Raw genomic sequence first — 15,254 nt, forward strand, 5'->3', positions numbered from 1 at the left:
GGCTGAACAGCCTGATGCCCTCCGTCAAGCCGGACGCTCATCGCCTACTGACCGTACGCCGCCGCGATCTCGGATTGCACGGTCCAGCCAAGGGCGCGGTACAGGCGGCGTCCGACTTCGGTAGCGACGAGGATGCCGGTACCCAGATCGTTGCGCGCGGCATGGTCGCTCAGCGCCCGCATGACAGTGGTGCCTAGGCCTCGGTGCCGATGCGCCAGACGCGAGTCGGCCAGTCAGTCGGTCGCCGGCCAGCGCTGCCATGCCTTTCGGAGCGTCAGTAGCATTCGGTTAGACGCTTCACCGAGCGGTTGGTGTGTGCGCGAGCTACGGGTCATCAGGAGCGACCGCCGGTGGATGGGCTGCTAGCGTTCCCCGCCATGTGGACTGAGGAATTCGTGGCTGGGCGCCCGGCATGGCGGCACGTCCCGTCGGGGGTTGTGTTCCGGATGGTTCCCGGCGGCACGTTCCGGATGGGACTGTCCGAGGCGGAGCTGGACGCGGTACGCGCTATCGAGCGCAGCGGCGAGGTCGAGGACACCATCGACCCGTTCCTCGCCAGCGCTGGGGACGCACAGCCGGTACGCGAGGTGCGGGTCGAGCCGTTCCTGCTTGCCCGGCACCCGCTGACCGTGGCTCAGGTCCAGCACTGGCTGCCCGAGTACGAAGACGACTACGCCGAGGCGGGCACCGGCACTGCCCGACTGGAGAGTGACCTGGAGGACCTGCTCAAGCTGTTGCCGTTCCAGCTGCCCAGCGAGGCGCAGTGGGAATACGCGGCCCGGGCCGGAACCACCACGCTGACCTTCCGCGGTGACGGGAAACCCGACGAGGACCAACTGCTCGACGACTTCGGCGACGAGACGCGGACCGCCGCCGGCGAGAACGCGTTCGGACTGGCGGCGATGGGCTCGGCGAACGAGCTCTGCGCCGACGTGTGGATCCCCGGGTTCGACGGCGCACCGTCAGACGCGCGGCCACGGACCGGCGACGGGCCCCGGACCGTACGCGGCGGAGCCGCCGACCTCTACCCGTGGCAGGGCTGTGACGAGTGGCTGCTACTGCTCTGCGCCACCCGATACGAACACGCCGACTTCACAGCGGTACGCCCATCGCACCGCTGCCACCCCATTGAGGTGGTCTAGTTAGGTGCTACTCCATTCCCCTCCGGCGCTGCGGGTTTTGGGACACCGTTGAGGTTTCCCCACGGGCCCCAAGCACATCGGGTTCGGTTATGGACAACACGGCGCCAGAGCAAGCAGCCCGAAGCGCAGCTGTCGCCGAAGGTGGTGGGGTGGACTGTGGCGCGTCGACGTAGATGCCAGCGCGCAGCCGTACGAGATAACCCCGGCGACGTCGGTGGTCATTCCCGCAATGATGGCCGACATGGACGTAGACGAGGTCGAGGTTGTCGTCGCCCATAACGAGCGCGCGACCCTGCGCGTCGGCGATGTGTTCGTGAAAATCGACGCTGATCAGACCCGCACCGACGTCGAGGTCGAGGCGATGGCGATGGCGCCGGTCCCAACCCCGGAGATCCTGTGGCGGAAGCCGCCCGTGCTCGCGGTCGCCGCCCTCCCGGGGACGGCACTCGGCCACCTCGGCGAGCCATCTACCGCTTCGTCGGCCGCATGGGCCGCGGCGGGTGCCGCCGCCCGGATGCTGCACGACGCGCCGCTGCCGCCATGGCCCGGTCGGAGCCTCGACGAGCTCGCATCGCGCCTCGCCGATGAGTGCGAGTGGCTCGTCGCCAACGACGTCCTTCCCGCCGACGTGGTCGCACGCAACCGCCGGCTCGCCGAGACTGCGCTCCGGCCGTGGACACCGGTGTTCATCCACGGCGACCTGCAGATCGACCACGTCTTCGTCGCCGGTGACGAGGTCACCGGCGTCGTCGACTGGTCCGAGGCGTCCCAGGGCGACGCGCTTTTCGACCTCGCCATCCTCACGCTCGGGCACAAGGAGCACCTTGGCGACGTCGTCGCCGGCTACGGCACCGACGTCGACCGCGACCTCATCCGCGCGTGGTGGTCGTTGCGATGCCTGACTAACGTACGCTGGCTGGCCGAGCACGGCTACGGCTCGCCGGACGAGTTCCCCGAGGTCGCCGTGCTGCGATCCGGGCCGTAAGGCTGGCGGAGAACTCGCATCAATCGAATACGCAGTTCTACCGGTCCAGTCGACCGCCGCTCGAAGCAACGTCCGATTCTCGGCATGCCCGGGAGTTGGGCGGCCTGACTCGCCACCACGTTCCGTAGCCGCGTTGCGTCATGCTCGCGCTGATAGCCATGACGGGGCCGGCACCCTCTGTCCGATCTGGTGTGCGAGGCTTCGACGGTGACTGACCTCGGCATCCGCGCAGCCACCTCGGCTGATTCCGAATTCCTGGTCGACATGCTCGTGGAGGCCGTGAACTGGCTGCCTGAGCGCAACTGGTCTCGCAAGCAGATCCTGGCGAATCCCGCGCTGGCGCACTATGTCACCGGTTGGATGCAGCCAAACGACTTCGGCCTGGTTGCGGTGGACCCGGCTGATCGGCCAGTCGGCGCGGCCTGGTTCCGATACCTGACCGCCGCTGATCCAGGCTACGGGTACGTGAGGGACGACGTGCCAGAGTTGACTATCGGCGTGGTGGAAACCTGGAGGGGCCGGGGTGTGGGCCGGGTGCTTTTGCGCGCTGTTCTGGACGCCGCACGGGAACGTGGCATCCGCACGGTGTCGCTGAGCGTGGAGCGGGCGAACTTCGCTGCGAGGCTGTACGCCGCTGAAGGGTTTCGCACGGTTGAGTCGTTCGAGGACGCGGACACGATGGTCGCTGAGATCGGGGCCTGACGCGTGTGGCACCTCAGTCAAGTCACTGCAAGGCAGGCCTGGACGCACTGTCAGCTCCCTTGACCCACGCGTCGCTCCCTCTCCGCCCCCTAGCCATCCCGTCGGCCTTCGTCCGCACAGCGTGGAGTGGTGGGGCCCGCCCGCTTCGCAAGGTTCGGACGGCTGGCAGTGGCCGTACGCCCACGGCGAAACGTTCTGCGAGCACTGCCGCGACCGCCACGACATCAGCCTCGTCATCGACAAGCAGCTCCAGCGGGTACGCGGCCGGCTGCTGCACCGGGCGACCAAGACTGAGGAGTCCGACGCTCCCCTACCGCTGCCGGCCATCTGCGTCGCCGCACTGCGGCACCGCTCTCGGCAACAGGAGGCCGCACGGGGAAAGAGCTGGCGACGCCTGGCACGACACCGGCATGATCTTCACGACCCGCTACGGCGGTGAACGGCAACGCGCCGCGGACGAGTAGTCCGCCGGCTGCTGCCTAGATCGGCGCGCAAACTCTCAAGGTGCTCCAGGAGACCGGGACGGACCTCGAGAGGCTAGGTGCGCTCGTACGGTGGCTGCTCTTTCGTCAAGTGGAGCAGCCACCCCTCACTGGTGCGGATGAGCGCGTATCGCCGGGGGCCGGTGCGGCCGTGCAAGGTGAACAGTATTCGGCGGTCGGTGCGGTCGTGCTCCTCCCACGTGCCGATGTCGGCGATCGACTTGTCCGCGTCCTCGTAACTGAGGTGATCGAGGTGGTGGTCGGGCACGGCGATCGCGAGCCGGTTCTCGCTGGGACTATCGGGCAGGCCGCGAGGCACTGCCCAGGAGCGCAGCACACCGTCCTCCTCGAGCCGCAGGTCAAAGTGCGGTCGCGGTTTGCGGTGGTGGTGCAGGACGAAGGCGGGTGCCACTCTTACCATTGTCGGCGCCCGCCAGCCCTACCGCCCGCCTATGCGTACGGCCGGCCCACCAGCGGCAACACGGGCGTCAACGTGCCCGTCACCGCCCGCGGGCCAGGCCGAGCAGTTCGATGGGCCTCGCGTCGCCCCGCGCCGACGCTGCCGGTCGGCGCGGCGTGCCCGGTCGGTGGCCTGCGGCCAGGCCAGCTCCACCTGCACATGGCCGTGGCCAGCAGCCCCGCCGGCGACCTCGCCGACCGCCCCAGTCTCGACCGGAAACGCACAGCCCGGAAGTCGTCAACACGTTACCTGCGGACAACGCCCTGACCTTGCACTCCCCTGGCATGCACACACCCGACGTCCACGGCTATCGACCTCCGCACTCCCCCAACTTCCCGGGATCTGTAAACAACCCTTGATATTAAACTTCACGAACGTCAATATGTGGAGGTCGCGGGTCACCGAAGCCTGGGGAGTGAGCCATGGGAAGCCGTCGGATTTTCGCAGTGGTAGCCGGGGCGGCGCTGACCGTCACGGCCGCCGTCGCCTTCGTCCCCAGCAGCATGGCGGCCGTGTCCTCGGCCAACGCCGTCCCGATGGTCGCCTGCACCGCCCCGGCCTGGGCCGAGGGCACCACCTACCAGGCGGGCGCCCAGGTCACCTACGGCGGCCGGCTCTACCAGGCTCTGGTCACCCACACCGCGCACCCCGGCGCCGGCTGGAACCCCGCCGCGACCCCGTCGCTGTGGCGTGACCTGGGCGCATGCTCGGGAACCACTCCGCCGCCCACCACGCCGCCACCGACGACACCTCCCCCCACCACGCCGCCACCGACCACACCTCCCCCCACCACGCCGCCGCCAACCGGCGGGACGTGCGCGGTGAAGTCGCGGCCCACCGGCAAGGTGCTGCAGGGCTACTGGGAGAACTGGGACGGCGCCTCCAACGGCGTACACCCAGGCCTCGGCTGGATCCCCATCACCGACAGCCGGCTCAACCAGCACGGCTACAACGTGATCAACGCGGCGTTCCCGGTGATCCGCTCAGACGGCACGGTCCTCTGGGAGAACGGCATGGACGTTGGCGTGAAGGTGGCCACCCCGGCCGAGATGTGCCAGGCCAAAGCGGCCGGCGCCACGATCCTGATGTCGATCGGCGGGGCTGCCGCGGGCATCGACCTGAGCTCCACCGCGGTCGCCGACCGGTTCATCGCGACGATCGTGCCGATCCTGACGGCCTACCACTTCGACGGCATCGACATCGACATCGAGACCGGCCTGACCGGCAGCGGCAACATCAACACCCTGTCGACGTCGCAGGCCAACCTGATCCGGATCATCGACGGCGTGCTGGCCCGGATGCCGTCGAACTTCGGCCTGACCATGGCACCGGAGACGGCCTACGTCACCGGCGGCAGTGTGGTCTACGGCTCGATCTGGGGCTCGTACCTGCCGATCATCAAGAAGTACGTGGACAACGGTCGGCTCTGGTGGCTGAACATGCAGTACTACAACGGCAGCATGTACGGCTGCGCCGGCGACTCCTACCCGGCGGGCACCGTGCAGGGCTTCACGGTGCAGACGCAGTGCCTGAACAACGGCCTCACCATCCAGGGCACCACCATCCGCGTGCCGTACGACAAGCAGGTTCCGGGCCTGCCGGCGCAGAACGGGGCGGGCGGCGGCTACATGTCGACGTCGTTGGTCACGCAGGCCTGGAACACTCTGCCCGGCCTCAAGGGCCTGATGACCTGGTCGGCGAACTGGGACGGGTCGAAGGGGTGGACCTTCGGCGACAACGTGAAGCGCCTGCAGGGCCGCTGACGGGTGATGGCGTCAGGCATACCGTCAGCCGACCTCCGGCGGGCGCGGGCCCGGCGATTCGCCGACGTGCGGCATGCTGGGCAGCCCGGCCGCCCGAGCGGCGGCGACAGGGCTGCTGGCCCCGGGACATCCCGGTCTCCGGGCCGCCCAAACCGAAGCTGATTCGGCACTCCGGCTGAGGATCCCGCAACGCGAGTCGCCGCGATGGTACTTGTGCCCGAGCATCGAAAAGCGAGATCATCACGCATGCTCGACCCCTCGCCCGAGGACGACGGGACTTCACCGACGGTTTCCACGCCGCATTTCGTGGGTCGTGATCGTGAGATGACGACGCTTCGGGGCGCCTTGGCCCGACCACCGGCGATCGTGCTGGTGGAGGGCGAGGCGGGGATCGGAAAGAGCCGACTGCTGCGAGAGTGGTTGGCCGAGCCGGACCAGCGCACTGCCTTGGTCTCGGTGTGCCCACCGCTTCGCGAGTCGCTGACGTTGGGGCCGATCGTCGACGCGTTCCGTGGGATCGACCGCCCGGTGTCGCGATTGCGGCTCACCGAGCTTGCGGGTGCGTTACGGCCACTGTTCCCTGAATGGTCCTCGGACCTGCCGCCCGCACTGCCGCCCTTGGACGATGCGAAGGCGGCACGGCATCGCCTGTTCCGCGCCCTGGACGAGCTGCTGCGGGCCCTGCGTGTCGACGTTCTCGTGCTCGAGGACGCTCACTGGGCCGACGAGGTGACCTTGGAGTTCCTGCTGTTCGTCACCTCCCGACAGCAGTCGGACGGGCCGAGCCTCGTGATCTCCTATCGGCCGGAGGAGGTGGACGTCGGATCGCTGTTGCTGCGGCTGACGTCCCGGTTGCCTGCTGGCGTGACCCAGCTGAGGATCGCCCTGGCGCCGATGCGACCGAACGACACGGCAGCGCTGGTGTCCTCGATGCTGGACGGCAATCCGATATCGCAGGAGTTCACGACGTTCATGCACGAGCGGACCGGTGGCGTTCCTCTGGCGCTGGAGGAGTCGGTTCGCCTCATGTGCGACCGCGCCGACCTCGTCTTCCGCGACGGGCAGTGGGTCCGACTGAAGCTGCGCGAGCTACAGGTGCCGCCAACGGTGCGCGACTCCACCCGGGAGCGGGTGGGCCGTCTGTCGGCGACGGCGCAGCAGGTGTTACGAGCCGCGGCTACGTTGGCTGAGCGGTCATCGGTGGCCACGATCGCGGTGACCGCCGGTCTGTCACCAGCTGCGTGTCGAGGCGCAATCGCGGAGGCGGCCAACGCCGGCGTCCTGGACGGAGACGACCACGGCCAGTGGCGATTCCGGCATGTGCTGGCCGCCACGGCTGTCTACGAAGCGATCCCGTTAACCGACCGCAGACACTTCCACCTGCTGGCCGGCCGGGCGTTGGAGGACATCCATCCGCCGCCTGTCGCACGCCTTGCCCACCATTTCCGTGAGGCGGGCGAGACGCAGTCCTGGGCGCGGTACGCCGAGCAGGGTGCCGAGCTGGCCATGGCCTCGGGTGACCACACCAAGGCGGTCGACTTGCTGGTTGATCTGTTGTCGTGGGCCGTGTTGCCGCCGACGGATCGGGCACGAGTCGCGCGCATCGCCGGAGTTGCCGCACTGGGCCGTCGTGAACAGGTCGACGAGGTCTACCACCGCGTGATCCGTACCTTGCGCTCGGTGCTGGAGACCCCCGGTCTCTCCGCCCGCCAGCAGGCCGAGATCCGCAACCCCCTGGGTCGGCTCCTGATCACCGGGGGTGAGGCGCAGGCCGCACTCAGCGAGCTGGAGCAGGCGGTGGCCAACCTCGACCATGACCCGGTCGAGGCGGCTCGGGCAATGACCTACCTGGGATGGGCCTATGCGGGGCCGTGGCCGGCGTCGACCCATCGGCGTTGGCTGGATCGCGCCGCTGAGCTCACCGCCGAATTCGATTCTCCCCCAGACCGGCTGAACCTGGCCGGCAACCGCGCCGCGGCGTTGCTCATGCTCGGCGAAGAGGAGGCCTGGGACGTCGTCGCTGGCCTGCCCATCGACGGCGCGACCTCGACGGAGCGTCTCGACGTGGCCCGCATCCACGCAAATGTCGGGACCGGCGCACTGATCTGGGGTCGGTACGCCGACGCGGAAGAACACCTCGCCGTGGCCATGCGCCTTGCCGAGGCCGAGCAGGCGTCCCGGTTGCACCACAACGTCCGACTCGAACAGGCCAACCTGGCGTGGTTCACCGGCCGGTGGGAGGGTCTCGCGGAGCGAAGCGCGGCACTCGCCGATGCCGACCGGGACCGGCCGGCGCACTACCTCGGCAGCATTCGCCTCGCGGCCCGGCTGGCAGTCGCAGCCGGACGGCGGCGCGCTGCGGAGGAGCAGTTCCGGCTGGTCCTCGACGAGTCTGCCCGTCTCGGCGCAGCCGACGACACGATGGAAGCCGCCGCTGCGCTGGCCAGACTGTGGCTGACGGACGGAAACAGCGTCCGGGCGCTACAGATCACGAACGAGCCGATGGACACCGTCCGGAGAAAAGGCATCTGGGTCTGGGCGACGGACCTCGTCCCCGCCCGGATCGAGGCGCACCTCGCCGCAGGCGACCTGAAGGCCGCGACACGCCTGGGCGACCAGTTCGCCAGAGGACTGCGTGGCCGTACGGCGCCTGCGCCTCGCGCCGCCCTCACCGCATGCCGTGCCCTGCTGGTCGCCGCAGCCGGAGACCACGCCCGCGCGGCGACGGCATACGATCGGGCGGCGCGCGCCTGGAGCGCGTTGCCGCGCCCCTACGACGCCATGCTCGCCCGCGAGCGTCAAGCCGAGGCGCTCATCGCGCAAGGCCAGATCGAACAGGGCCGAGAGTTGCTGGCCGCACAGTACGAGCAACTGTTCAGGCTCGGAGCCCGCGGCGATGCAGACCGTGTCGCACAGCGGCTTCGCGAACACGGCGCCGAGGTTCCGCGATTGTGGCGCGGCGGCCGACGGGGGTACGGCGACCAGCTCTCACCTCGGGAGCTCGACGTGGTCCAACTTGTTGTCGCCGGCAAGACGAACCGGGAGATCAGCCGGATCCTGGCCAAGTCGCCGGCCACGGTGGATCAACAGCTGCGCGCGGCGATGCGCAAGTTGAAGGTGACCTCCCGGACCGCGCTCGCGGTCAAGGCAGTGGAGGCCGGAGTGTTCGCAGAAGAGGACCCCCTCGACGACGCGTCATGAAAATTGACGTATCCGCTGGATAGCGACGGTCACTCGTCCCGCCGAGCATGACTCCATGATTCATAGCCGTTGGGCAATGCATGCCTGAGCGACCTGTCGCGGGTGACGACTCCGCCATCGAGCGCCAGCCACCACCCGAGCTGGCCCGCGAGCCGCGCGTCAGCGCCTCCGACGCCCGTGACGTAGACGGTGGCGACGGTGCCGACGACCACGAGAGCCACGACCCCTACCAACCCCTGTAAGCCGAAGGACCCCACATGAGACTCAAAGCCCTCGCGGCTTCGCTGGCTGTAGCGGTCGGTCTGAGCATGATCCAGGCTCCACCGGTGTCCGCCGCCGAGCCGGATCCCGGTGCCGCCGCCAACAAGATCGCCTCGAGCCTGAAGGACCGCTTCCGCACGCAGCCGGCTTCCGACTTCTGGATCAGGTTCGAGACCAAGGCCGACCTCGGGCCGGCAAAGAAGCTCACCGATTGGACTGCTCGTGGTCGGTTCGTCTACGACGCGCTGACCGCAACAACGAAGGACTCCCTGGCATCCGTCTCCACCGACCTCGACCGGGCAGGGGTCAAGTACACCTCCTACCCGATCGCCAACGCGGTGCTCGTCAAGGGGGGCACCGAGAAGCTGGCCCTCAACGTGGCCTCGAAGGTGCAGGTCGCCGAGATCCACGCGACGCCGCAGGTCGCGCTGGTCGAGCCCGTGGACGAGAAGATTCCAGCTGACCAGGCTGCCCGCCCCACCGCCCCGAAGGCCGCCGCCGAGGCGGGCACCGTCTCGTGGGGTCTGGACGCCATCCACGCCCCGCAGGCGTGGGCCATGGGCGCCACCGGCGCGGGCATCACCGTGTCCAACCTCGACTCGGGCGTCCAATTCGACCACCCCGCCCTGGCGCACCAGTACCGGGGCACGAAGCCCGACGGCACCGTCGACCACAACTACAACTGGATGGCCGCCCGGGGCACGTGCACGGGCGCACCGTGCGACGACAACGGACACGGCACGCACACCATGGGCACCATGGTCGGCGACGACGGCACCAACCACGTCGGCGTCGCCCCGGACGCGCAGTGGATCGCGACAAACGGCTGCTGCGACAGCACCGGCGTCGAGTCGCTGCTGCGGTCCGGCTGGTGGCTGCTCGCCCCGACCGACGTCCAGGGGAACAACCCCGACCCGTCCAAGCGCCCCCACGTCATCAACAACTCGTGGGGCCAAACCGAAGAGCACAGCTTCAACGACTTCTTCCGGGCCATCGACGAGGCCTGGAGCGCCGCGGGCATCTTCAGCGTCTGGTCATCGGGCAACACCACGCCGTACGCGGCCTGCGACACCGTCTCCTCGCCCGGCTCCGCCGAGAGCGCCTACTCCGTCGGCGCCTACGCATCGGACGGCACGCTCGCGTTGTTCTCCCGCAAGGGCGAAGGTGAAGGTGACCGGATCAAGCCCGAGATCTCCGCTCCGGGCGACGCCGTGCGTTCGTCCTACCCGGGCAACAGCTATGTCGAGATGTCCGGCACGTCGATGGCGGCACCCCACGTCGCCGGCGCCGTCGCGGCGCTGTGGAGCTACGACCCGACCCTCATCGGGCAGGTCGAGGAGACCCGCCGCCTGCTCGGCGAGTCGGCCGTCGACGTCGACGACACCGAGTGCGGAGGCACCGCCGAGGTCAACAACAAGTACGGCGAAGGCCGGCTCGACCTCGTCCGCCTGCTCGAGCTCGCGCCCCGGCAGGGAGGCACCCTCACCGGTGTGGTCACCGCGAACGGCGCCCCGGTCCCCGCGGCCGAGGTGACGATCAGCGGTCCGTTCAGCCGGTCGATCGGAACCGACAAGGACGGCCGGTTCACCACGAACCTCCCGGTCGGCGACTACCAGCTCAGCACCAAGGTCTTCGGCTACCTGACCGCGACCGCCAACGTCACGATCTCCCTCGGCGAGGACACCTCCGTCAAGCTGCCGCTCACGGCCGCCGCGCGGCACGACATCAGCGGCAGGGTCGTCGACGACAAGAAACAGTCCGTCCCGAACGCCGACGTCTCCGTCAGTAACACGCCGCTGAAGCCGGTACGCACGGATGCCAACGGCGCGTTCACGATCGCCGCTGTTCCCGAGGGCGGGTACACGCTGACCGTCAAGCCCAACGCGTGCTTCTCGCCCACGACGGTCCCGCTGACCGTCGGCGCGCAGAACGAGTCGCGCGAGATCCCGGTCGGGCTCGTCGTCGACAAGGGCGGCTACAGCTGTGCCGTCTCCGACGGCGAGTACCTGCGCGGCAGTGACCCGGTCGCGTTCACCAGCGGCGTGTGGGCGACGGTGAAGCTGCCGTTCCCGGTCGCGCTCTACAACGGCAGCCACGACACCCTCGGTATCAGCCTGCGCGGCGTGATCTCCCCGGACACCAGCACCGGACCCGGCAGCGGCGGTGCGGGCATCTTCCCGTTCTACGCCCAGACCCCCGTCGAGTTCGCCCCCGGCGGAGGAGTCTTCACGGCAGCCACCAAGGTCGGCGGCGAGGACGCGTTCGTCGTCGAGTTCCGCAACGCCAAGCTCTGGGCCTATCCGGACCGGTCGGAGTACACGGAGCCGGTCAGCTATTCGGCCACGCTCACCCGCTCCGGCACCGTGATCTTCGGCTACGGCGACGGCATCGGGTCCGACGACCCGGTGACCGCCGGCGCGCACGCCATCACCGGCATACAGGGCTGGGCCGGCGTCGACGGCATCCGGTTCTCCGACAGCGCCCCGGTGCTGCGCGACGGGATGGTCGTCACCTACGACATGCCTGACTTCGGGTACCTCGACGCGACCGTCGTCGACCAGAACGACGGGCTGCCGGTGGCCGGGGCCAAGGTCTCCTTCACGAACAAGACTGGGCTCGTCGAGACCGTCACGACCAACGCGACGGGCATCGTGCATCGCCAGCTTCCGGTCGGCGACTACACCATGACGGTCGACGCGCCGAACTACACGACCGGGGCATACCCCTTCTCCCTCGACAAGCTCTACGCGAACGCCAAGATCGACGCTCGTCTGACCACGGGCGTCGCCGGCCTGAAGGCCGACGGCCTCGACGCCGTGTTGGGCACCGACCAGAACGGTGTGGGCTCGCTGACGCTGACCAACAACGGTTCCGCCCCACTCACGTACAACCTGGGCGAGGCCGCGCGCCACCCCGACCTTGACGCCGCCGACGCCACCGGGCGCACCGGGACGGGTGCGGACAGCACGATCGACCTCACCGCGTGGAAGACCGGTGCGAGCGGCATGAAGCCGTCGAACGTCGACGGCAAGGCTGCGACGGCGAGCGCCGCGGAAGCACAGGCGGCCGGCAAGGTCGGCGTGACCTCCGGCGGTGACGTCATCACCCGGATCGCCATTCCGGGCAGGATCGAGGATAAGGAGCCCTCCGGCGTCGGGTACGACGGCGATGTCTGGGTCCACGACTACAACGCGCGGACCAACACCGCCTACACGGTGGCGGGCAAGCCGACCGGGAAGGTCTTCGACGCGTCGTGGAACCCGGCGTACCGGGCGTTCGACATGGCGCTCGACACCAAGACCGGTGACATGTGCCAGATGGAGGACAGCCCGGCCAGCTACATCCACTGCTTCGATCGGCAGACCGGGAAGGAGACCCGGCAGGTCAAGGGTGACTGGTCCACGCTGCAACTGACCGGACTCGCCTACAACCCGACCGAGGACGTGTTCTACGTCGGCGGCCGGAGGAACGGCATGATCGGCACCGTCGCCGGGACGTCGCACGACAACCCGGGTGCGCTGCTGTCCTTCTGCGCCCCGCCGCTGCCCGAGGTGATGGGCCTGGCCTACAACCAGGCGTCCGACACCATCTGGTACACCGACCTCACCTCGAACCGGCCGACCCGCCTGCTGCAGGTCGACCCCGACGACTGCTCGCTGGTGAACGCGTGGTGGTTCCCCGGCCAGAAGGCGGGCCAGGGCGGTGGCCTCGAAACCGACTCGACCGGTGCGCTGTGGGCGGCGGACCAGGTCGCCGATGACGTCGTGCTGGTCGACGTCGAGGACGACCTGCTCACCGACCTGCCGTGGCTGTCGCTCTCCTCGACCGGCGGCACCCTCGCCCCGGGTCAGTCGACGACCGTCAAGGTTTCGATCTCCTCGAAGGGCACCAAGCCAGGGGTCCTCGGTGCGAACATCGTGGTGAGGTCCGACTCCGGACGCCAGTCCAAGACCTACGTCCCGGTGACGCTCACGACCGCGAAGTATCAGGTCGGCGTCAACGCCGGCGGCCCGTCGTTCACCGACGGCTCCGGCTTCACCTGGCTCGCCGACCAGGCCGCCGGTAAGAAGGCGTGGGGCTACGAGGGGAAGACGAAGGTCGCCTCCACGAAGGCCGGGATCGACGGTACGACGGACGACGCCCTGTTCCAGTCGCAGCGCACCACGCCGGACAAGCAGTTGTTCTACCGCTTCCCGGACGCGCCCAAGGGCACCTACGCGATCGATTTCGGGTTCGCCGAGATCGAGAAGGTGGCCAAGGGGAAGCGGGTGTTCGACGTCCTCGTGGACGGATCGCTGGCGGAGTACGCGTACGACGCGGCCGCGGCCGTGGGGCCGAACGCCGCCGACTGGCGCACCGCCGTCGTGAAGCACGAGGGCGGTCCGCTGACCGTGGAACTGCGCGGCTCGAAGGGCCTGAAGGCTCCGACCATTGCCGCGCTGCGTGTGACGCTCGACCCGCGGGCGGACACGGCGGAGCCGGAGCCCCAGCCCGAGCAGCCGGAGCCGGGCCCCGTGCCGGTGGCCCCCGCCGGTCGCTCGTACTCGATGAAGGTGACCGAAGGGCTCTACCGCCAGGGCACGGAGGAGTCCGGGTGGCACGGCGATGACCTCTGCGGCGTGCTGTGGTTCGACTCCAGCTTCCTGCAACCGTTCTACGACACGGCCTGGGACGGGGTGTGCGTGACGACGAACGGCACGCTGACCTTCGACCGCGCCAGCACGCTGGGGAACAACACGGCACTGCCGTCGCCGTACCCGATCGACGCGATCTATCCGCTCTGGGACGACCTCATCGTCGACGACGAGGCAGGCATCTACTTCGGCACGACCGAGGTGGACGGGCTGGCGGCGCAGGTCATCGAGTGGCGCAACGTCGCCTTCTACAACGACCGGACGGCTCGCGTGAGCTTCTCGGTCACCCTGATCGCGGACGGACGGATCCAGATCGGGTACGGCGACGGCGTCGGCGGCGACAACCCCCTCACCCGCGGGTCGTCGGCGACGGTCGGCCTGGAGAGCCTGAACCGCAACCCCGCGAGCCAGTACTCCTTCAACCAGCCCGTCCTGAAGGCCGGCCTGGGGCTGGAGTACACCCTCCCGGCCGCGGGCACGATCGAGGGCACGGTCACCGACAAGAACGACGGCAAGCCGATCGAGGGCGCGATCGTCACGCTCAAGGGGCCGGCCGGTGAGCGGGTCATCACCGCCGACGCGAAGGGCCGGTGGAAGGCTCAGGCGCTGGTCGGCGAGAACACCGTGGAGGTGTCGGCGCCGAACTATGTCACCGCCAGCCACCCCGTGACCATCGCCAAGAAGGACCAGTCCGAGGTGGTCGACACGGCGTTGACCACGGGCGTCGCCACCGTCACCGGAGGTGCCTTCGACTGGCTCCTCGACAAGGACCAGAAGGCGACGGCCGACGTGACCGTGACCAACACCGGCTCCGCCCCACTCGAGGTGCGGCTCAGCGAGCAGAAACGCACCAGCGACGGCGGGCACGAAGCCGCCGACCTTGCGTGGCTGACCCTCACGGGCGCGGCCGCAACCGGCACTGTCACGCTGGCGGCCGGCGAGTCCACCACGGTCACGGCGACGGCCGACAACGCCGACGTCGAGCCCGGCGTGCTCGTCGGGGACGTGCTCGTGGCGTCGAACGCCGGCAAGGGCGAGGCCCAGCTCAAGCCGGTCCGCCTGGCGACCTCGGCCTACTGGAAGGGCGTCGACGTCGGCGGATCCGGGTCTGTCGGTGCCGACGGCTTCGTCTGGTCGCCCGACCAGCAGCTCGGCTCGCGGCCGTGGGGCTACGTCGGCGGCAAGGCGCGTACCACCAAGGCCGACATCGCCGGCACCGAGGACGACGCGCTGTTCCGCACCCAGCGGACCGGCGAGGCGTTCAGCTACGTGTTCAAGAACGCCCCCGCCGGGACGTACCGGATCGCCCTCGACTTCGCGGAGATCGAGAAGGTCAAGGCCGGCACGCGTACCTTCGATGTTCTGGTCGACGGCAAGGTCGTGCTCTACGACCACGACGTGCAGGCGAAGGTGGGTGCGCTGACCGCGGACGTGAACACGGTCACCGTCGAGCACGCCGGTGGCGATCTGAAGGTCGAGCTTCTCCGCGACAAGGGCGAGAGCGACCCGATCCTCAACGCCCTGAAAGTCCAGCAGGACCCGCGCCTCTGAGCTAGTCAGCCAGTTCGCCAGTAGTGGTCAGAGCCTCCTCGGAAAGGATCGCCGGGGAGGCTCTGACCACGAC

Annotated in this window: 10 protein-coding genes; 8 read left to right on the forward strand and 2 right to left on the reverse strand. The window is 69.1% G+C overall.

The genetic code is table 11. The features are described from left to right. Positions 1-44 precede the first annotated feature (44 nt). Entirely contained in the window at positions 45-182 is a 138-nt protein-coding gene (locus ACQEUX_RS11605) for a hypothetical protein (RefSeq protein WP_433045458.1), read from the reverse strand. A gap of 195 nt (positions 183-377) precedes the next feature. Between ACQEUX_RS11605 and ACQEUX_RS11610 the strand changes: the two genes are divergently transcribed. The 4 genes from ACQEUX_RS11610 (at position 378) to ACQEUX_RS11625 (ending at position 3,268) form a co-directional block, all read left to right on the forward strand. Further along, positions 378-1,142, forward strand: coding sequence for a formylglycine-generating enzyme family protein (locus ACQEUX_RS11610; RefSeq protein ID WP_433045461.1), 765 nt, complete (start codon positions 378-380; stop codon positions 1,140-1,142). A gap of 229 nt (positions 1,143-1,371) precedes the next feature. Continuing rightward, positions 1,372-2,127 (forward strand): phosphotransferase family protein, encoded by a 756-nt coding sequence (locus ACQEUX_RS11615; protein ID WP_433045464.1) that lies wholly within the window; start codon positions 1,372-1,374, stop codon positions 2,125-2,127. Positions 2,128-2,334: 207 nt separating this feature from the next. Further along, on the forward strand, positions 2,335-2,829 hold the full coding sequence (locus tag ACQEUX_RS11620; RefSeq protein ID WP_433045467.1) for an N-acetyltransferase family protein: 495 nt from the start codon (positions 2,335-2,337) through the stop codon (positions 2,827-2,829). A 121-nt stretch (positions 2,830-2,950) separates the two neighbouring features. Beyond that, positions 2,951-3,268 (forward strand): hypothetical protein, encoded by a 318-nt coding sequence (locus ACQEUX_RS11625; protein WP_433045470.1) that lies wholly within the window; start codon positions 2,951-2,953, stop codon positions 3,266-3,268. A 98-nt stretch (positions 3,269-3,366) separates the two neighbouring features. On the opposite strand, the gene ACQEUX_RS11630 is transcribed toward ACQEUX_RS11625, so the two are convergent. Further along, the gene (locus tag ACQEUX_RS11630) at positions 3,367-3,732 is read right to left on the reverse strand and encodes a DNA polymerase ligase N-terminal domain-containing protein (RefSeq protein ID WP_433045473.1); all 366 of its coding nucleotides are present in this window, start codon (positions 3,730-3,732) and stop codon (positions 3,367-3,369) included. Between the two features lie 461 nt (positions 3,733-4,193). Here ACQEUX_RS11630 and ACQEUX_RS11635 point away from each other — a divergent pair, with 461 nt between their 5' ends. From ACQEUX_RS11635 to ACQEUX_RS11650, 4 genes are all read left to right on the forward strand, one after another. Further along, the gene (locus ACQEUX_RS11635) at positions 4,194-5,534 is read left to right on the forward strand and encodes a carbohydrate-binding protein (RefSeq protein WP_433045476.1); all 1,341 of its coding nucleotides are present in this window, start codon (positions 4,194-4,196) and stop codon (positions 5,532-5,534) included. A gap of 204 nt (positions 5,535-5,738) precedes the next feature. Further along, complete coding sequence (locus ACQEUX_RS11640; RefSeq protein WP_433045479.1) at positions 5,739-8,735, forward strand: ATP-binding protein; 2,997 nt, start codon at positions 5,739-5,741, stop codon at positions 8,733-8,735. Positions 8,736-8,815: 80 nt separating this feature from the next. Beyond that, positions 8,816-8,977 carry a hypothetical protein gene (locus ACQEUX_RS11645; protein WP_433045482.1) on the forward strand — a complete coding sequence of 54 codons (162 nt, stop codon included), beginning with the start codon at positions 8,816-8,818 and terminating at the stop codon, positions 8,975-8,977. A 15-nt stretch (positions 8,978-8,992) separates the two neighbouring features. Next, positions 8,993-15,181 carry a S8 family serine peptidase gene (locus tag ACQEUX_RS11650; RefSeq protein WP_433045485.1) on the forward strand — a complete coding sequence of 2,063 codons (6,189 nt, stop codon included), beginning with the start codon at positions 8,993-8,995 and terminating at the stop codon, positions 15,179-15,181. Positions 15,182-15,254 lie beyond the last annotated feature (73 nt).

Origin of the sequence: Micromonospora sp. CA-259024, from assembly GCF_050936255.1 — a bacterium.
Lineage (GTDB): Bacteria > Actinomycetota > Actinomycetes > Mycobacteriales > Micromonosporaceae > Micromonospora.